Source organism: Paenibacillus brasilensis, from assembly GCF_009363115.1.
GTDB lineage: Bacteria > Bacillota > Bacilli > Paenibacillales > Paenibacillaceae > Paenibacillus > Paenibacillus brasilensis.
Map to the genome: position 1 here is coordinate 5,235,383 of NZ_CP045298.1, position 18,418 is coordinate 5,253,800.

13 protein-coding genes and 1 pseudogene are annotated in these 18,418 nt (G+C 46.0%); 3 read left to right on the forward strand and 11 right to left on the reverse strand.

Going from position 1 to position 18,418, the window contains the following annotated elements:
• Positions 1 to 185: 185 nt before the first annotated feature.
• Entirely contained in the window at positions 186 to 1,412 is a 1,227-nt protein-coding gene (locus GCU48_RS24745) for a glucose-1-phosphate adenylyltransferase (RefSeq protein WP_152381797.1), read from the forward strand.
• A gap of 90 nt (positions 1,413 to 1,502) precedes the next feature.
• Here the strand turns inward: GCU48_RS24745 and GCU48_RS24750 are convergent, their stop codons facing one another.
• The 5 genes from GCU48_RS24750 to GCU48_RS24770 all read right to left on the reverse strand — a co-directional run bounded on the left by GCU48_RS24750 (position 1,503) and on the right by GCU48_RS24770 (position 6,917).
• The gene (locus tag GCU48_RS24750; protein ID WP_025716035.1) at positions 1,503 to 2,924 is read right to left on the reverse strand and encodes a sensor histidine kinase; all 1,422 of its coding nucleotides are present in this window, start codon (positions 2,922 to 2,924) and stop codon (positions 1,503 to 1,505) included.
• Entirely contained in the window at positions 2,921 to 3,619 is a 699-nt protein-coding gene (locus tag GCU48_RS24755) for a response regulator transcription factor (protein WP_025716036.1), read from the reverse strand. Before GCU48_RS24755 ends, GCU48_RS24750 begins: the two co-directional genes overlap by 4 nt.
• A gap of 1 nt (position 3,620) precedes the next feature.
• Entirely contained in the window at positions 3,621 to 4,955 is a 1,335-nt protein-coding gene (locus GCU48_RS24760; protein WP_152381798.1) for a hypothetical protein, read from the reverse strand.
• The gene (locus GCU48_RS24765; RefSeq protein ID WP_025716038.1) at positions 4,952 to 5,677 is read right to left on the reverse strand and encodes a phosphonate ABC transporter ATP-binding protein; all 726 of its coding nucleotides are present in this window, start codon (positions 5,675 to 5,677) and stop codon (positions 4,952 to 4,954) included. The genes GCU48_RS24760 and GCU48_RS24765 overlap by 4 nt, the downstream gene beginning before the upstream one ends.
• A gap of 82 nt (positions 5,678 to 5,759) precedes the next feature.
• On the reverse strand, positions 5,760 to 6,917 hold the full coding sequence (locus GCU48_RS24770; protein ID WP_152381799.1) for an MFS transporter: 1,158 nt from the start codon (positions 6,915 to 6,917) through the stop codon (positions 5,760 to 5,762).
• Between the two features lie 443 nt (positions 6,918 to 7,360).
• Between GCU48_RS24770 and GCU48_RS24775 the strand changes: the two genes are divergently transcribed.
• Together GCU48_RS24775 and GCU48_RS24780 are read left to right on the forward strand one after the other, a co-directional pair.
• A complete protein-coding gene (locus tag GCU48_RS24775; protein WP_025716040.1) occupies positions 7,361 to 8,278 on the forward strand; it encodes a hypothetical protein in 918 nt (305 codons plus the stop codon).
• 62 nt (positions 8,279 to 8,340) lie between these two features.
• A complete protein-coding gene (locus GCU48_RS24780) occupies positions 8,341 to 9,105 on the forward strand; it encodes an HAD family hydrolase (RefSeq protein ID WP_025716041.1) in 765 nt (254 codons plus the stop codon).
• An 85-nt stretch (positions 9,106 to 9,190) separates the two neighbouring features.
• On the opposite strand, the pseudogene GCU48_RS24785 reads toward GCU48_RS24780, so the two are convergent.
• The 6 genes and pseudogenes from GCU48_RS24785 to lpdA all read right to left on the reverse strand — a co-directional run bounded on the left by GCU48_RS24785 (position 9,191) and on the right by lpdA (position 18,415).
• Positions 9,191 to 10,668 (reverse strand): annotated as a pseudogene (locus tag GCU48_RS24785) (IS1182 family transposase).
• A 180-nt stretch (positions 10,669 to 10,848) separates the two neighbouring features.
• Complete coding sequence (locus GCU48_RS24790; protein ID WP_152381800.1) at positions 10,849 to 13,191, reverse strand: type IA DNA topoisomerase; 2,343 nt, start codon at positions 13,189 to 13,191, stop codon at positions 10,849 to 10,851.
• Between the two features lie 528 nt (positions 13,192 to 13,719).
• The gene (locus GCU48_RS24795) at positions 13,720 to 15,207 is read right to left on the reverse strand and encodes a glutamate synthase subunit beta (protein ID WP_152381801.1); all 1,488 of its coding nucleotides are present in this window, start codon (positions 15,205 to 15,207) and stop codon (positions 13,720 to 13,722) included.
• 237 nt (positions 15,208 to 15,444) lie between these two features.
• On the reverse strand, positions 15,445 to 15,933 hold the full coding sequence (locus GCU48_RS24800; RefSeq protein ID WP_152381802.1) for a dihydrofolate reductase: 489 nt from the start codon (positions 15,931 to 15,933) through the stop codon (positions 15,445 to 15,447).
• Positions 15,934 to 15,949: 16 nt separating this feature from the next.
• Positions 15,950 to 16,744, reverse strand: a complete 795-nt coding sequence (locus tag GCU48_RS24805; protein WP_152381803.1) for a thymidylate synthase — start codon at positions 16,742 to 16,744, stop codon at positions 15,950 to 15,952.
• 249 nt (positions 16,745 to 16,993) lie between these two features.
• Positions 16,994 to 18,415, reverse strand: coding sequence for a dihydrolipoyl dehydrogenase (gene lpdA, locus GCU48_RS24810; RefSeq protein ID WP_025716114.1), 1,422 nt, complete (start codon positions 18,413 to 18,415; stop codon positions 16,994 to 16,996).
• Positions 18,416 to 18,418: the final 3 nt, after the last annotated feature.

The window sequence follows — 18,418 nt, forward strand, 5'->3', positions numbered from 1 at the left end:
ATTCGCTTTTCGGTCAAAGCTGACCTGAGTTATTACCCCATTCTAGCCACAATGAACAGAAAAATGACTACGAAAAAAATAAACCTTAGTTTTTTGGGGTATCTTATACACCTGATGGTTTCAAGAGCACCCCATACCGTTTATGTATGTACTACAACAGACAACTAAACCGGGAGGGAAACGAAATGTTTAATAAAGAATGCATTGCCATGCTGCTGGCAGGCGGAGAGGGACGCCGTCTTGCTCCCCTTACTTCAACGATTGCAAAACCCGCTGTACCTTTTGGCGGTCATTACCGGATTATCGATTTTCCTCTCAGCAATTGCGTAAATTCAAATATTGATACTGTGGGTGTACTAACGCAATATGAGGCGGAATCCTTACATGAGCATATTGGAGATGGGACACCTTGGGGTCTTACAAAAACGGATGACAAAGGAATTACTCTGCTTCCATCCTATAATACAGGTAACGCTGAATATTTGGGAACTGCAGATGCTATTCATAAAAATATCGAATATATAGACAGCCAAAATCCGGAGCATGTTCTTATTTTATCCGGTGACCATATTTATTACATGAATTATCGTGAAATGCTGGACTATCATAAGGACAAAGGAGCAGCGGCTACGATTTCTGTTATGGAGGTTCCCTGGGATGAGGCACACCGCTTTGGAGTGATGAGTGCCGATGCAGATTTGCGCGTTACTGAATTTGCTGAAAAACCGGAGAAACCGGAAAGTAATTTGGCCTCCATGGGGATTTATCTTTTCAAATGGGATTACCTGAAAAGTTATCTACTGGAAGACGCACAGGATGCTCAATCCAGCCACGATTTTGGTAAAGACATCATTCCCAAAATGCTCGCGGATCGAGAATCATTATACGTCTATGAATTTCAGGGTTACTGGAAGGACGTAGGTACCGTTAAAAGCCTATGGGACTCCCACATGGATCTGTTGCAAGAGAATTGCGCAATTGATCTTCAACGGACGGACTGGCCGATGTATACGCGTGAACGGCGCACAAGGCTGAGCGCACATAAAGTACCTAACCGTAAAACACACTCGATGTGCAGCTTGTTGCATGACTCTTGCCAGGTAGAAGGCCAAATTGAACGCTCTGTCGTATTTAGTGGTGTCGAGGTAGGTAAAGGTACGGCCATTAAGGATAGTATTGTAATGCCTGACTCGCGTATAGGGCGCAACGTGCACATTGAGCATGCGATTATCGGCGAGGGTGCTGTCATTCGTGACGGAGCCGTCATCAAAGGAAATCCGAGCGAAATTATGGTCATCGGGCCCAATGAAACGGTATTTGGCAAAATGCCGGTACGACCTCAAACAGCCCGTATGCTAAAAGAAGCATATGAGCGCAATACACGGCTGCGCGCTGAAGGCTTTACTTCATAAACAGTACGCATAATTTAATACAGCCAGCCCTCCGAAATAGCGAGGACTGGCTGTTTTCATGAAATCTGTAACTGACTTTAGGAATACATTCTAACCTTGCGTGAGCTGTGATGGCTCCGTGAGCTGCTCAGCTTGCAGAGCAGGCAGTGAGACTGTAATGGTCGTTCCTGCCCCAAGTTCACTTCTGATGAGCATCTGACCATGGTGAAGTTCTACAAACTGCTGTGAAATTGCCAATCCCAGTCCTGTACCGCCATTCTGATGATCCACCTGGAAAAAACGATCTCTTACTCTGGCCAGATTTTCCTCACTAATCCCAATCCCTGTATCTTGGACGGATATCTCAATATTGTCCGCAACTCGTTGCAGGGATAGAAAAATAATGGAGCTTTCATGCGAAAACTTGATTGCATTATCCACAATGTTCAAAAACACCTGTTTCAGACGGTTTCCATCTCCATGAACGAGATATGCAGTCTCCTCTGAGTCCAGATGGAGCTTAATTTGCTTCATTTCAGCCTTGGCCCATACGTTCAGCATAATTTCCTGCAGCAGCTCCCGCAGGTCTACCGTTCCCATCACGAGCTTCATGGCGTTTTGCTCCAGCTTGGAAAAATCAAGAATCTCCTCTACCAAGCCGATCAACCGATCCGTCTCCTTGGAAATAATCTGCATTCCAATCTTCGTCTCTTCCGGGTCATAGCCGCCAGAATTTAACGTTTCACTCCAGCCTTTAATAGAAGTAAGCGGGGTACGCAGCTCATGGGATATGGATGAAATAAAATCATCCTTGATTTGATTCGTTCTGACAATTTCCTGAGCCATATAGTTCAGCGTCGAAGCCAGCTCACCCAGCTCATAACGATAATCGCCTTTGATGCGTGCATCAAAACGTCCCTGCGCCATCTGAGCGGATACATCGCGGATATTGTTAATCGGTCTGACAATGGAATTCGCGAGCCCTGTACTTACTACAAACACGATAATCAATACAGCTGCCATGATTCCCACCGAAAACACCGTAATAGTGAATAACTTGTCATTTACCAATTCCAGCGAGGTTGTATACCGGATAATGTACACCTGATCTCCGACGATATTGTCCAGTTTTTTGGATACCGCCATTACCTGCTGCCCCGTGCCCGGTTGCTTCCCAATCCATTTGCCTGTATCTCCAGTCAGCGCTTGCGTCACATCACTCGTCTGCACACTTAGATCTGCTGCAAAATTCGTCGAGTTATCAATTACATTTCCCTGTTCATCGAGCAATTGCAGTTCGGTGTTTGGCAGAGAAAAATCTAACAAATACGATTGCAAGGACTGTTCCGGCTGTTTGAATTTGGATGCAAATTCACTTACCGATGAGATACGATTCTCGATTTTTTTATAAATGGAGTCATAATAATATGACCGGATGAGAATCATGAAAATGACCTCAACTAACAGAAGTGCCAGGAACACTACGAAAAAATAGTGAAGCACAATCTGTCTGCGAATCCCCTTTTTGATCATTGAGACTGACCTTTCCATTTATATCCGTGACCCCATACTGTTTGTAAAAAAGCGGGCTCGGAAGGATTGTTTTCGATTTTCTGCCGCAAGCGTCGGATGTTCACATCCACAATTTTCGGATCGCCCATATATTCCTTTCCCCATACGTGGTCAAGCAGAACGTCTCGGCTGAGCGGCGTGTTTTCTTTTTCCAGGAAAAATTGAATCAAGGAAAACTCTGTCGGTGTCAGCTCAATCAGCTGACCGTTTTTCTTAAATTGCTTGGCAATCAAATCCAGTGAGAACGGGCCGGACTGGAAGGACACCTTGGCTGCCGTTTCGCGATGCACATTCACCCTGCGCAGCAACGACTGAATGCGTGCAATCAGTTCCGTCGGGCTGAAAGGCTTGCTCACATGATCATCGGCTCCTACAGATAAGGCATACACCTTATCCTGCTCCTGTACCTTGGCCGTGAGAAAGATAATGCCAATGCGCTCATTCGTTTCCCGAATTCTCCGACAAACCTCGAAGCCATCCATTCCAGGCACCATCACATCAAGCAGCGCGATATCAATATCCCGCACCGTATTCAAAATATTTAGTGCCTCATTTCCTTCCGATGCCTCCAATACTTCAAAACCGTTGCGTTTTAAATTAATAACGATAAAACTGCGGATGGATTCTTCATCCTCCATAATTAATACTTTACTCACTCTACTCTACCTGCCTTTCCCCCAATTTGTTTTTAATTGATTTATTTGGTTCCAGCTCACTGGATCGCTTAATGCCAATCACCTGTGCATTCGTTCGCCATAGTTGGCTATAACCTTCGTTGTTTCGTTCCCATTGGGATAACGAGAAATATTTTATTTCCGCTATTGTTTTGTCTGTATCGTCCAAAATGAACCGCAAATAGCTGTCCTTTTTTGAAACCTTCGGATCAATGGTCACCTTCCCGTGCAGCTCCTTAGGTAGCCTGAAATAGACCTGCTCATTGGAATCACGATACTGCTGCTGCTTGAAAATCGTCCCTTTTGCCCCGTCCCACTGGTAGAACGATACAAAATACGGAACCTCATCCAGTGGCTTGTTGCTCCAGCCTTTAGGTTTCTCCAAATTACCAAATTCCAGAATACCGTCACCATCCACATCACTACTGGCGATGGTCGCATCCTTGAAGGTAACATCCATAAGGTTAAGCTTTCTAAGCTTGCCATGATCCATCACAATAACATTGGAAACGGTAGTGGTCTGGGCAATTTGGGTGTCAATAATGATCCCCTGCCTATCCTTCGCTACCTTGCCAGCAACGATATTATAGACACTTAAGACCTGACTGTCCAAATCCAACGATCCGATTTCCTTAAAGGTTCCCCCGCTAAATTGGAATGTTTTGACCGTAAAAAATTCATTGCGACGCAACAAAATAATCGTCAAATCATTCAGATTATCCCCGTTCAAATCCATCTTGTTATGCTTATGATCGTCTACGACAAAATCCGTATAGCCTGTAGCGTATAATTTCTCTATGGATCCTCCAGTGTAGGAATACACGATCAGTCCCTTCTGATCCCCGTTCTCGTCACTATCTCCATTCGAAAAACCGGCAACAATATCAAGCGTGCCGTCATTGGTTAAGTCCACAAGTTTAAATGATTCCAATAAGGTGCCTTCTCCATCAAATGTTAGCTGCTTTACCCACGTACCTCCCTGATCCACAAACAAGGCACCGTGTATTTTTACACTTTCATCCGGCGTTTCATAAAATAGGACGGCCTCATCCGTGCCATCATTGTTCAAATCCCCCGTCCGGATTGGTGTTGGATCATCCGGATCATTCGGTCTTAGCGGCTGCATTCCTCCTAGTTGCGTAGCCACCGCACCATTCAGCTGCTGTTTTTCGTCAGACATCGTCGGTGTCTGCATCAGCGAAACCGGATCGTTAATGACATTGCACCCGCTCAAAAATCCAGCAAGGAGCAGCAATGTGCAGCAGCAAGTCAACATTCTCAACAGCAATATTTTCACTTCTCTTGCCGTCCCCTTCATAATTTGTTCTTTTCTGCTTGTGTCAACCGTCTGCCCTGGATATCAAACACCAGCTTGCCATTGTTCAGTCCCCATATACGGGTCGCAAAGCGTTCAGCCATTTCCAGCGGCAGTACAGTAATAACTGTCACCCGTTCATCAGAAGACAGCTTGCGGAAGGTATCCATTACATGTGCCGCTGAAGTTGGATCGAGGCCATTAACAGGCTCATCAGCCAAAATTACCTTGGCTCCGTGAACGAGGGCACGCGCTGTCGCTACCCGCTGCCGTTCGCCGCCGCTGAGCTTGTCGCATTTATCATGCGCCTTATCCAGCAGTCCCAATTCCTCAAGTACGTCCATCGCTCCCATATAATCATCAGAACGCACCATACCCGTCACCATTCTCCACCATGGAGTTTGACCTGATCTGCCAATGAGCACATTTTTGAGAGCGGTCCGATTCATATTTAGATGCGGATTTTGCTCGAGGTATGCCCATTCCCGCTTTATTTTCATCTTGCCCGTCCAGCCGGATTTCAGCACATCATTACCGTCAACAATTAAACTGCCTTCTTGCCACGGCTCTTGCAAAGCAAGACAACGAAGCAGCGTTGTTTTGCCGCTTCCACTTGGCCCCACTACGGCAATGAGCTCGCCCTGATGAATATCGGCATCAATTCCTCGAAGTAACGGGGTCCGTTCCGGCCCCACTTGCTTGGTCAGCTTCTGAATTCTAATCATCTATGTGATTCCCCTTTGTCCGCCATCAATACTGTCTATAGTTTATAGCAAATATAAAACAAATACCATGCATACCACAGTTTTAAGCTGTCAATACTCTTTTTCTGGTCAACAGTCCCAGCAAGCCAAAAACAACGTAGCTACCTCCTAGAACCAGAAACATACTGCCTTGAGTCCCGAAGTCCAGCAGCCCTCCACTAATATTAGGTCCGATCACGCTTCCCAGATTAAAATGAAAGGATGCCAGTACATTGGCGGCTGCCAAAAATGATTTGGGCAGCAGATCGGCGGCATAAGCCAAGCCAAGGGAGAAAAAAGAGCCGACCAATCCACCCGCTATGGTCAACAGGACCAAAGTGAACATAAAATGATTGCCGCTCCAAGCTAACAGCATAAAGGTCAAGCCACCTGCTATACCTACGCTCATTAGCACCTTTTTACGTCCCCAACGGTCACTTAATATACCTAGCGGCAGCTGTAGCACCAACCCACCCAAGCTGACAAACGGCAGCAATGCAGCAATTTCAGCGGTATCGAAGCCAATACGCAGGCCATAGACTGGAAAGTTGCTGTTCAGACTGGCTTCCATATAGCCGTAGAGAAACGCAGGCAATAAAGCGTACCATGCCCAGCTGTAGCTGCGCCGGAATCTTAGTGCGGGACGTGCTTCGGTTGCCTGCTTCTCCGGCTTGGAATCCGGCAGCTTCATTAGCACCAGCAGTAAAACAAGCAGGCACAGCAAGGACAGTGCGGCAAACGGAACCATCATTCCATAATCAAGCAGCCATAATCCCAGTGGTCCCATTGCAAAGCCCAGACCGTAGGACATTCCATAAAAGGAGATGTTGCGGCCACGGTTTTCAGGTGGAGTTACTAGCAAAATCCACAGTTGGGCTGAGTAGTGGAGCGCACTGTCACCTATGCCAACCAGCAGCCGCAGTACGAACCACACTCGAATATCAGGGATTAGCGGAAATAGCAGCAACGTCACGAGTACAAGTACCAACCCTCCAGCCATCAGCTTTTTGAAACCCAACCATCCTAGTGTACGTTCAGCCACCAGCGTCATAGCGAACGAACCTATATATAATGCAGCTGCGTTCATTCCATTTAGCGAAGATGATACCCCCATTTGCTCCAACGAGATAGACAAAATAGGTAATAGCAAACCTTGACATAATCCGGCAACGACAATAACCGCAATTAAAATAAAATAATGAACACGTAACGACGATGACATCATGGTTCCTCCTGGTAAAAACAATAAAATATCAACAGTAAAAATGAGTCTTAGAGAATGATTTGCATTTCATACCATAATCAATAATAATTCTTATCTATATACATGTTGCGTCGTCATAAAAAAACAGCTAAAAACATGCAAAATCTGGTGATTTTAACGTATTGCAGAAAAGAAGAAAAAATCGTCATCTGAGATGACGATTTTACGGAAAAGAGCTTGTCTGATATGTAATCCGACTCCATTCGTTAAGGAGTCACGTATGTTCAATCCGAACCTCTTCATGTCACAGCGCATTAATTCATATTATAGTGGACAATGCCCGGCAGAACAAGCCATAATAAATAAGTGAGCAACTTCAAAATGCTCATGTTGTGCTTATGGACGGGCTTAATTCGTTCACCGCTCTGGGCTCGAAGACAGAATAGGAGGCATTTGATTCCATGAGTTATCAAATTAAAATAGACACTTCTCCAATTTACGAATTATTGGGCAGCTTCATGGCCTATGTAACTAAAAAGTGGGTACACGATATGGACCTGGGACATGAATGGATCGACAAGGTGGATGCTCGGCTGCAACACGAGGTTCGTACCGAGCTTGCTATAGCCCAGGATTGCCCATTTAGCGATTATGACGCACTCTATGCCTGGGCTTTGCTTCGACCGGAGTCGGATGAAATATCCGACTATATCTCTTATTTGGAGCACGGCCCGGATAAAGATATGTTTGAGTTGCTTGTTCCGCACATCCCTTTTTTAACCCTTGAAGAATCTTTACGCATACGTAAGGTATATGCACCACTCCTCAAATTATGGGACCGCGATTATTTTCGGGCCTTGGAAGGTGAGCTGCGCGCACTGGCAGAGGAAGACGCTGCGGAGAAGCGTATGCTTTTAAGCAAGATGGAGCCGGAAGCATTGGTTGAATACGCCACAGCTGGATTGATCGTTCCACATATGGAAGATTTGGATACGGTTGTCCTGTTTCCAGTCGTTCATAATCGCCCGATTAATTCTTACTGTTTTTATTCGCGCATGCTGCTGATCCAGTATCCGGTAGATATACCCGAGGAAAACGAGGAAGAACCACCTACGCTCCTGCTGCGGCTTACACGTGCGGTCAATGATCCGCAACGACTGCGAATTTTGCGTTATGTGGCTCAAGGCCCCAAATCTCTGGAAGAAATGCGCCATGATTTGAGCCGATTGGAAGATACACTTATGTCTGATATGATGATTTTGCGAGTGGCTGGTCTGCTTCGTATTCACATCGGACGCTATCACAAAGAAAAATTCAGCATCCGTCCCGACGGAGCGGCTGATTTACAGGTATTTTTGGAATCCTATATTGGATTATAGTTAAACTGAACCTTTAGTTATACGGAACACCGTTAAGCTTTGGCTTGGAAGGAGTATGTAGCATGTCGTATCCGAAGCAACACATTTTATTTGATCTTGATGACACTTTGGTCCACTGCAATAAGTATTTTGACCAGATTCTCAACCACTTTTTCGATTTGCTTCAGGAATGGTTTGCAGCCCATAACCTGAAGGAAAATACAATTCGTGAGAAACAAATCGAAATTGATGTGGCTGGTGTTCATCAGCTGGGCTTTGCCAGCGAGCATTTCCCACAATCGTTGATTGATACGTACCATTTTTTCTCGGAGCAATTCGGACGTCGTATAGATTCTCGGGACGAGCAGGAGCTTCGCTCCCTTGGACGAAGTGTGTACGAGCAGGAAATCGAACCGTATCCAGGAATGATCGAAACATTGAACTCACTCCAAAAAGCCGGACATTCCCTGCATCTCTACACCGGCGGTGAGCAAATTATTCAGGAAAGAAAGATTGAACAAATGAAGTTGGCTAATTATTTTGATGAGCGTATTTACATTCGCCAGCATAAAAATGTTGAAGCACTGGAAGAAATCATTCAGATGAATCGCCTGGACCGAAGTATCACCTGGATGATCGGAAACTCCCTGCGTACCGATGTATCTCCAGCTCTTGCGGCAGGTATTCATGCTGTATATCTCAAGCAGCCCAAGGAATGGATTTACAATATGGTTGAACTGCAAAAAAACGCGAATTCCGTGATGTACACGATTCAAAAGCTAACAGAAGTACCACGAGTGATACATGAAAGCATACAATTGCATCAACAAAAAAGGACCCTCGGATAGAGAGCCCTGCAAAAGCCTTGCTTTTGTTTAAATCAGGACTCCGAACTGGAAAACAGATGCCGAAAAATGCAAAAGGAGCCCATTCTCAAGCGAGGATGGGCTCCTTTTTCTCTATTAGCTTCACCATTCGTTTTACATTTACAACGAATGCCGTGAGGTAAGCTTGTATTCGCATGCCGAAAAGACCCCGGTATTTGGCTCTTCCCATACCGTAGAATCTCTTCATCTCTGCATTTTTATGTTCAATGATCGGTCTGCGCTTGATCCGCTCCTTAAACGTGTCGCTGAGTTCAAACTCGATCTGCTTCTTGAAATGTTCTGCCAAGATCCGAATCGAGTACGTCTTACTTCGAGCACCTGGTTTGTAGCATCCTTCACGTAAAGGGCAGGTTTTACACCTCTCTACATCAAAGTAGTACACGAGTGAACGGCTTCCTCCGCTGCTCTTACTGCCTTGAATGGCCTTGCGTCTGCTGCGCTCGCCAGCCGGGCAGACAACGAAATCGGCATCCTTGTTATACTCAAAACCTTTCTGTCGCTCGCCTCCTTCATGAACAATGGGATGCAACGGTACCATGGGGCTTATGTTTTCCGTCTTCATCTTCGCTAAGTTCCCTTTACTAGAATAAGCTTTATCGGCCATGATTTCGTTCACACTCACGCCGTTTGCTGTGGTCTGTTCTAGCAGCACAGGCAACTGTTTTCCGTCATCTGTACTGCCCGGTGTAACAACCAAAGCGGTGATGATCTCTTCTTCCGTCATGGCGATATGTTCTTTATAACCAAAAAACGATTTCGAGTTGCTCTTCCAACCAAAGCGTGCATCCGGGTCGATGGCCGACAAGATGCCTTTGTGGGACAACAGCCGCTCATCCTCAACGATTTGCTTGGCAATGCCAAGTTTCTCACTCACCGCGCCTTCATGATCCGGCAACAGTTCTTCTACCGTCTCGCCAAGTAGCGCCAGGTAAGCCAGCATGATGGGCTCGGCATCTGTCTGTTCACTTTTGACGCGGGGTAGCATGGGTAGCTTCTTCTCCAGCTTCGGATGGCGTTTGGTGACGACACGAAACAGACGCTTAGCCGCGTCTCGCAGCACGTCGAGTGGTCTTTGCTTGGGATTACCTGAGTCGCATCCATGATAATGGTTTGGCTTTTCACCAAGCCTCTTTCGATGCACTGGCTGATCACATGTTTCAGGACATCTCCTACCTGACTCGCCCCCAGCCGGTGATTACGGAACCGCGACAACTGAAATGCATCCGGCACTGAATCCTCCGGTTTGATTCCGATAAACCACTTGTAGGCAAGGTTCACTTGTGCTTCTTGTACCACCCGCTCGTCAGAGAGGGTATACAAAGTTTGCAAAAATAGCAGACGAAAGAGCAATTCCGGCTCGTTTGCGGGTCTGCCGTAATACGTGCAGTATGATTGTTCCACGAGCTTGTGAATAAATCCAAAGTCCACCGCCGCATGAATCTTACGCAGCATGTGGTTTTCGGGTACAAGTGTATATAACTCCGCATGAAACGACAGCATTAATTGTTTGGCTGGTTGCAGCAAAACGACTCAACTCGCTTTTCCTTTTCTTCCAGTATACAACAAAACCAGTACCAACGCGGTACTGGTTTTGTTTTTACAGAAACTGTATTCGTTTTGCAGGGCTCTCTCGGATAGGGTCCTTTTTTGTGATTAAAACATATTAGCCTGCTCAGTCTGTCTGAATCATCATCTGGACTTTTTTCAGCCTTCCTCACGAACGCTAAGTTGCCCTGTACCTGGTTCATTCAGCACAATTCGGGCTTTGACGGTTGATCCATCTTTACGCTTAAAAGACAACAGCTGTGTCTGTCCCTTCGTCAACAGAGACTTGAGCATCGTTTCCGTAATCTGCTTGCCAGCATATTCCTTCCAGACGACAAAGCCGCACCCCTGCTTGTAGTGGCTACACCCGTACCCCTTGCGGCCTTCAATAATGCTTCCGCCGCAACTGGAGCGTGGGCAGCTGCCCAGAGCTTCCCGTCGGCTCGGTGAAGCGCCTGACGGACCGTTGGAGGAGCTGCGCGTAGCTCCAGCGGTTGAGGCTGCCGCATCGGAGGCACGCTCCAACGTTGCGCTTCCAACGCTGCTACCGCGACCTGATGAGACGCGCGTTCCTTTGGAGGCTGTGCGTCCACTCGCACCTGCACTGCGGGGGCTCCCTTTTCCAGCCGCACGTTTGCCCCTCGCTTCCTCGCCAAAAGCATTTGCCGGAGCTGGTGGCTGCTGCCTCACCTTGTCAATGATGGACAACGTAAATCTCTTAACGTTATCCATAAACTTCTCCTGAGCTGCCTCACCCTTGGAAATTTGATGCAAGCGGCGTTCCCATTGTCCTGTCATCTCCGGCGAAGCCAACAGATCGACCCCTGCGTTACGGATCAGGTCAATGGCCATTTTCCCCTTATCCGTAATGAGAATCTTTTTGCCTTTCATTTCAATGTAGCCGACCTTCTTTAATCGTTCAATGGTGGCGGCACGTGTTGCAGGTGTTCCTAATCCGGCATCCTTCATAACCTCGCGTAATTCCTCATTCTCCATCTGCTTGCCCGCGCTTTCCATCGCTTTCAGCAATGTACCCTCCGTATAACTTTTAGGAGGCTGAGTCGCCTTTTCCTTCATCTCCGCACGAATACAGTCCACTTGACGACCTGCATCAATCTCAAATTTCTTGTCCGTCCATTCGTCCGTCTCTTCTTCTTCCTCTTTCTTGGATGATTTGCTCTTTTTTCCTTTTTCCTGGTCAGCCTTACTCAAAACGACTTTCCATCCCAAAGAAAGAAGCTCTTTGATACTTGTTTTAAACAGATGCTTGTCCACCTGCGTCATCACGGTATGCATTTTATATTCAGCAGGAGGAAAAAAATGTGACAAAAACCTGCGAATAATCAGGTCATATATATTTTGTTCCTCCTTGCTAAGCGTTCCTGGCCTTTTCAAGGTTGGCAAAATAGCATGGTGATCCTCAACACGAGACGGATTACAGACCGATTTATTCTGTTTATGGACCAAATTAGGGTTTGCTTGTTGTACCAGCTCAGCATAAGGCCCTGTGCCTAACATACGCAGCGCCTTGTGCATCCCGTCTATATTTTGTTCTGTCGCATAATTAGAGTTGGTACGCGGATAAGAAATGACCTTATGCCGCTCATAAAGAGCTTGTGCCACATCCAATGTTTTTTTGGCCGAATAACCATACTTGGCATTCGCCTCGCGTTGAAGCAGCGTCAAATCATACAGTTTAAAAGGATACTCCTTCGTTTGCTTCGTATCATACTTTGTAATGCTGCCAGTTTTGCCGCGAACCGCTGCAGCTATCTCCTCGGCTTCTTCGGGTTTAGTTAGTCGATCCCCCTGCCACGCACCTTTGTACTTGATCTGGTCTTGCTTGAACTCAGCCCATACATCATAAAAGGTTTGAGACTGAAATGCCTCAATTTCCTTTTCCCGATCATGGATTAATGCCAGCACAGGAGTCTGGACCCGCCCTACCGATAGCAGCGTGTTATGGCGTGTTGTAAAGGCTCTGGAGGCGTTCATACCGATCAGCCAGTCTGCTTCACTTCGTGCCCGCGCAGCCTGAGTCAAAAATTCAAACTCTGAAGCATCTCGCAGCCGTTCGAAGCCTGTCGCAATACTTTCTGCCGTCAAATCTGAGATCCATAGTCGCTTGACCGGCTGACGCAGCTTCAACTGCTGCTGAATCAACGCAAAAATATACTGCCCTTCCCGCCCGGCATCACAAGCATTGACAATGGCATTGCAGCGTTTGGCCAGCTCACCAATCATTTTTAGCTGATCCTTTGTTTTGGGATTCGGTACTATTTTGAACTGCTCAGGGATAATGGGTAGGTCCCGAATATTCCATCTTTTGTACTTGTCATCGTATGCATCCGGCTCAGCCAGACCCAGTAAATGACCGATTGCCCAGGTTACAATGTATTTTTCCCCTTCCAAATAGGTGCGGTTATTTTTAGCACGTGGCTCGATAACAGCGGCAATTGTCCGCCCCATATCTGGTTTCTCAGCAATAATCAACGTCTTCATTCATATTCCATTCCTTCCTGACGGCCTTCTGTTTTCCTTCTTCAAGTCATACATATACATGGATGTACAGGAAACACAGGTAGCATGGCCTCATGCAAAAGGAGCTTTCTCCCGACGAAAGCTCCTTTGTAAATTCATTTAGTCTAAACGCTTCAACAATATATGTGTATTATACCATAGATATCATTGTTCTCTCAGGCTATGATTTTGTGAAGCTATGTAAAAAACCAACAAACTTGCACAACAATTACTTTGAGTCATGTTTACGTTAAATTATATAACATTAAAATCGAATTATTATTTTTATCCGCAAAATAATTTCATAATTCAATAAAAAAGCTACACTTTTCTCCTGCTTTTATGTTATGATCTCTATAGATAATAAATATATATTCAGTTCATTTAATTTATGTGTTAATTTTAATTACATTATAGTAACAACACAATAATGGCTCTTTACCTTGCAAATACAACAAAGCCCCATCCGAAGATGGAGCTTTGACATGAGCTATATAATAGAGCTTGGATTTACACCAAAACGGTAGCACCCATGAGGTATTTATCAACCTCACGCGCAGCTTCCCGACCTTCATTGATAGCCCACACGACAAGACTTTGTCCACGACGCATATCACCCGCAGCAAAAACCTTATCCACATTCGTAACATATTTCCCATAACGTGCTTTAACGTTGGAGCGACGGTCCGTTTCCAAACCGATTTCCTCGACGATCGTTTGCTCAGGTCCATCAAATCCAATTGCAATCAGCGCAATCTGTGCCGGGAATATGCGCTCTGTACCCGGAATCGGTTGATAGATTTTACGTCCTGTTTCATCGACAATACGTTGAATTTGGATGGTATGCAACTCTTTCAAATTCCCGTTTTCGTCACCTACAAATTTAGTCGTCATGATGGAGAACTCACGCGGATCTTCCCCAAACAACGCCTTCGCTTCCTCCTGTGCATAATCGAGAGAATACACATTCGGAAATTGCGGCCAAGGGTTGCCAATCGGATCACGTTCCAAAGGAGCTTTAGCATGGGTACCAAATTGAGTGACACTCCGACAACCATGACGCAGAGATGTAGCTACACAGTCCGAACCCGTATCACCGCCGCCGATTACAATGACATCCTTATCTTTAGAGGACAAATAGTTGCCATCTTCGAGATTGGAATCCAGATAGCTCTTGATGGTGCCATTCAAATAATCCATTGCATAATGAACACCATTCAAATCGCTGCCTTCAATATTGAATTCTCTTGGCTTCGTAGATCCACCACACAGTACAACTGCATCATACTCAGCAATTAACTGCTCAGTGGGGATATCTTTGCCGATTTCCGTATTTGTGATGAATTGGATACCTTCCGCCTCCAGCAAATCCACACGACGCTGTACAACCTTCTTATCCAGCTTCATGGATGGGATTCCGTACATCAGCAATCCACCCACACGATCTGCACGCTCATATACAGTTACGCTGTGTCCTGCTTTGTTAAGCTGAGCAGCAGCAGCTAGTCCTGCCGGACCCGAGCCAACAATAGCCACTCGTTTGCCTGTACGCTTTTCTGGTGGATTAGGGACAACCCAGCCTTCCTCAAAACCTTTTTCGATAATGGCTTCCTCAATCGTCTTAATGGTAACAGACTCCCCGATCAGACCGACTGTACAGGAGCCTTCACATGGCGCTGGACAGACACGGCCTGTAAATTCCGGGAAGTTATTCGTTTTGTGCAGCCGTTCTAGCGCTTCCTTCCATAAACCACGATATACGAGATTGTTCCATTCCGGAATAAGATTATGGACCGGGCAGCCTAAAGTTGCTCCCATGATATCCATCCCCGTATGACAATAAGGAGTTCCGCAGTCCATACAACGTGCCCCTTGGGTACGCAGCTCTTCTTCAGACATATGCTTATGGAATTCTTCCCAATCCTTAATACGCTCTGCCGGGTCCCGGTCTGTAGGAAGCTGTCGTGTGTATTCCATAAATCCAGTTGGTGTAGACATGTTACGTTCCCCCATCTCTTCGCTTATGAACCCCGTTCATCCATTCAGAATTTATGCAAATTCGAATTTGTCTGTTTGTATCATGAAAGGGTCTATTCTCGTTGAATTTGATTTATTGTATCACAATACAGCACAAAAGTGATGAAAACTTATGCAACTTTCTGCATCAACAGCCAAAAGGATTTTTTATATGGTTCATTAAATTTTCAAATCGCTGAGGTCAAATGATTTCCATTCTTACTTCTTTCTTTCATAAACGATAAAGCGATAGTCATACGGGTTTCTTTCATCCTTGACTCCAGGAGTCTCACTGACTACCTGCCAGCCATTCCAATCCAGCTCAGGAAAGGTGGTGTCCCCTTCAAAATCCTCCTCAATTCGGGTCACGATCAGCCGATCAGCATGGGGCCAAAATAGTGAATAAATCTCTGCTCCCCCGATGACCATCAGTTCTTCTTCCGCTGCCAATCGGAGTCCCTCTTCGAGTAAATGGATCACTTCCGCACCTTCTGCCTGGTAGTTCTGATCCCGGGTTAAAACCACGTTACGTCGGTTTGGCAGGCTTTTTCCTCCAAAGGATTCCCACGTCTTACGTCCCATAAGTACAGTTTTGCCCGTCGTCTGCTCTTTGAAAAAGGCCATGTCTCTTGGGATACGCCAAGGAAGCTTATTGTCCCGGCCAATCACACCATTTTGTGCCATTGCCCATATCATCGAAATCCCCATGCTTTCCCTCCTCTAATCAGATAGCGACAGGCGCCTTGATCCCTGGGTGATACTTATAATTTTCAAAAACAAAATCCTCGTAAGTGTAATCAAAAATAGAATCCGGCTTGCGCAGAATTTTCAGCTGAGGCAACGGATAAGGCTCACGCTCCAGCTGTGTATGCACTTGCTGCATATGATTTGAATAAATATGCACATCCCCGCCTGACCAAATAAATTCCCCCGGCTCCAAACCGCATTGCTGTGCAACCATATGCGTTAATAATGCATAACTCGCAATGTTGAATGGCAGTCCAAGAAAGGTATCTACTGAACGCATGGTCAGCATGCAGGAAAGCTTTCCTCCAGCCACGTAGAACTGAAATACGAAATGACAAGGCGGCAGCTTCATCGATTCGATTTGGGCCACATTCCAGGCACTGACAATGTGTCGGCGTGAATCCGGATTGCTTTTAATCGACTCAATGACATTGGAAATCTGGTCAATATACTGCCCGTCTGGCGTTTCCCACGAGCGCCATTGCGAACCATATACGGGGCCCAGATTGCCATGCTCATCCGCCCATTCATCCCAAATGGTAACTCCGTTTTCCTTAAGATAAGAAATATTCGTATCCCCCCGCAAAAACCACAGCAGCTCGTGGATAACCGATTTTAAATGTACTCTTTTGGTGGTTACCAAGGGAAAGCCCTTGGCCAGGTCAAACCGAAGCTGTCTTCCGAAAACAGATAGTGTTCCCGTCCCTGTGCGATCCTCTTTTTTTACGCCATTCTCTAAAATATCCTCCAGCAATTCCAAATAGTTGCGCACTTCTTTTCTCTCCTTTAGGCATGATTTAAAGACCTAGCAGCGCTAGAATCTAATCTTGAAAAATTCGCTCTATACCATAGCTATATTTAGTTTATCATGTACGACACTTCGTTGACCATGTACTGTTTGAATTTTCATGGTAGTCCTGAAAATCCTAAATCATTAAAAAAGAGACAAAGAACGCAGATATTGCGCTCCTTGCCTCTCTTGAAGATGTATGAAAACCAAAAACGAGATAATGAAATGGGATTAGCGACGTGGTGCCAATGCGTGGATCGGATGACCCAGCACGACTTCCGCTGCTTCCATAACGATTTCGCCCAATGTAGGGTGAGCATGAATAGTCAGGGAGATGTCTTCGAGTGTAGCACCCATTTCAATCGCCAGACCCAGCTCAGCAATCAGGTTGGAAGCTTCCAAACCTACGATTTGCGTACCTAGTACCAGACCCGTATCTGCGTCAGCTACGATTTTCACAAAGCCTTCAGCAGCGTTCAGGGAAACGGCACGACCGTTTGCTCCATAAGAGAACTTGCCAACTTTGACATTGTAGCCTTTTTCTTTGGCTTGAGCCTCTGTGTAACCTACGCTGGAGCACTCTGGATCTGTGAACACAACAGCCGGCATACATTTGTAGTCTACAACAGATGGTTCTCCTGCAATTGCTTCAGCGGCCACTTTGCCTTCGTAAGAAGCTTTGTGAGCCAGCGCAAGACCAGCAACGATATCGCCGATTGCAAAGATATGAGGAATGCTAGTGCGTCCTTGGTGGTCAACTTTCACCATTCCGCGCTCATCCAGTTCTACGCCGATCAGATCCAGACCCAGCTCACCGTCTGTGTTTGGACGACGTCCAACGGTTACAAGCAGGTAATCCGCAGTTACTTCTTTGCTTTCGCCGTTAACGGAGAATTTCACCGTTACGTCTTTATCTGTTTGTTCCGCACTTTCCGCTTTAGCGCCAGTGAAGATTTCAATGCCTGTTTTCTTCATGCTTTTCGCAACGATCGAAGTCATATCTTTGTCAAAGCCAGGAAGAACAGTATCCATACCTTCAATGATGGTTACTTTGGAACCGAATTTGGAGTACATTTGGCCAAGCTCTGCACCAATGTATCCACCACCGATAACGATCAGGCTTTTCGGAATTTCAGGCAAGTTCAATGCTTCTGTAGAAGACAGAATGCGTCCGCCAAACGGGAATGGTTTCAGTTCGATTGGACGGGAACCTGTTGCGATAATGGCGTTTTTAAAACGGTAACGTGGTGATTCATGTTCATTGAATACACGAGCTTCGTTTTCGTTGATGAACATGCACTCACCATTGAAAACTTCAACTTTGTTGCCTTTGAGCAAGCCGCTTACGCCGCCTGTCATTTTTTTAACAACACCGTTTTTAAATTCTTGTGTTTTAGCGAAATCTACTTTTACATTCTCAGCCGTAATACCGAAGGACTCGCCGTGTTTAGCAGCTTCGTATTGGTGAGCTGCAGAGATCAAAGCTTTGGATGGAATACATCCACGGTTCAGACAGACACCGCCCAGCTCAGATTTGTCAACGATCAATACGCTTTGTCCCAATTGTGCGGCACGGATGGCAGCTACATAGCCGCCAGGACCCGCACCGATAACCAATGTGTCAATATCCAGAGAAGCGTCTCCTACTACCATTGA

What these genes read in the sequence shown, in the direction of transcription:
- GCU48_RS24790 (WP_152381800.1), bottom strand. Translation starts at nt 13,191, where the DNA reads ATGAAGACGTTGATTATTGCTGAGAAACCAGATATGGGGCGGACAATT.
- GCU48_RS24745 (WP_152381797.1), top strand. Translation starts at nt 186, where the DNA reads ATGTTTAATAAAGAATGCATTGCCATGCTGCTGGCAGGCGGAGAGGGA.
- GCU48_RS24780 (WP_025716041.1), top strand. Translation starts at nt 8,341, where the DNA reads ATGTCGTATCCGAAGCAACACATTTTATTTGATCTTGATGACACTTTG.
- GCU48_RS24775 (WP_025716040.1), top strand. Translation starts at nt 7,361, where the DNA reads ATGAGTTATCAAATTAAAATAGACACTTCTCCAATTTACGAATTATTG.
- lpdA (WP_025716114.1), bottom strand. Translation starts at nt 18,415, where the DNA reads ATGGTAGTAGGAGACGCTTCTCTGGATATTGACACATTGGTTATCGGT.
- GCU48_RS24760 (WP_152381798.1), bottom strand. Translation starts at nt 4,955, where the DNA reads ATGAAGGGGACGGCAAGAGAAGTGAAAATATTGCTGTTGAGAATGTTG.
- GCU48_RS24795 (WP_152381801.1), bottom strand. Translation starts at nt 15,207, where the DNA reads ATGTCTACACCAACTGGATTTATGGAATACACACGACAGCTTCCTACA.
- GCU48_RS24750 (WP_025716035.1), bottom strand. Translation starts at nt 2,924, where the DNA reads ATGATCAAAAAGGGGATTCGCAGACAGATTGTGCTTCACTATTTTTTC.
- GCU48_RS24800 (WP_152381802.1), bottom strand. Translation starts at nt 15,933, where the DNA reads ATGGGGATTTCGATGATATGGGCAATGGCACAAAATGGTGTGATTGGC.
- GCU48_RS24770 (WP_152381799.1), bottom strand. Translation starts at nt 6,917, where the DNA reads ATGTCATCGTCGTTACGTGTTCATTATTTTATTTTAATTGCGGTTATT.
- GCU48_RS24765 (WP_025716038.1), bottom strand. Translation starts at nt 5,677, where the DNA reads ATGATTAGAATTCAGAAGCTGACCAAGCAAGTGGGGCCGGAACGGACC.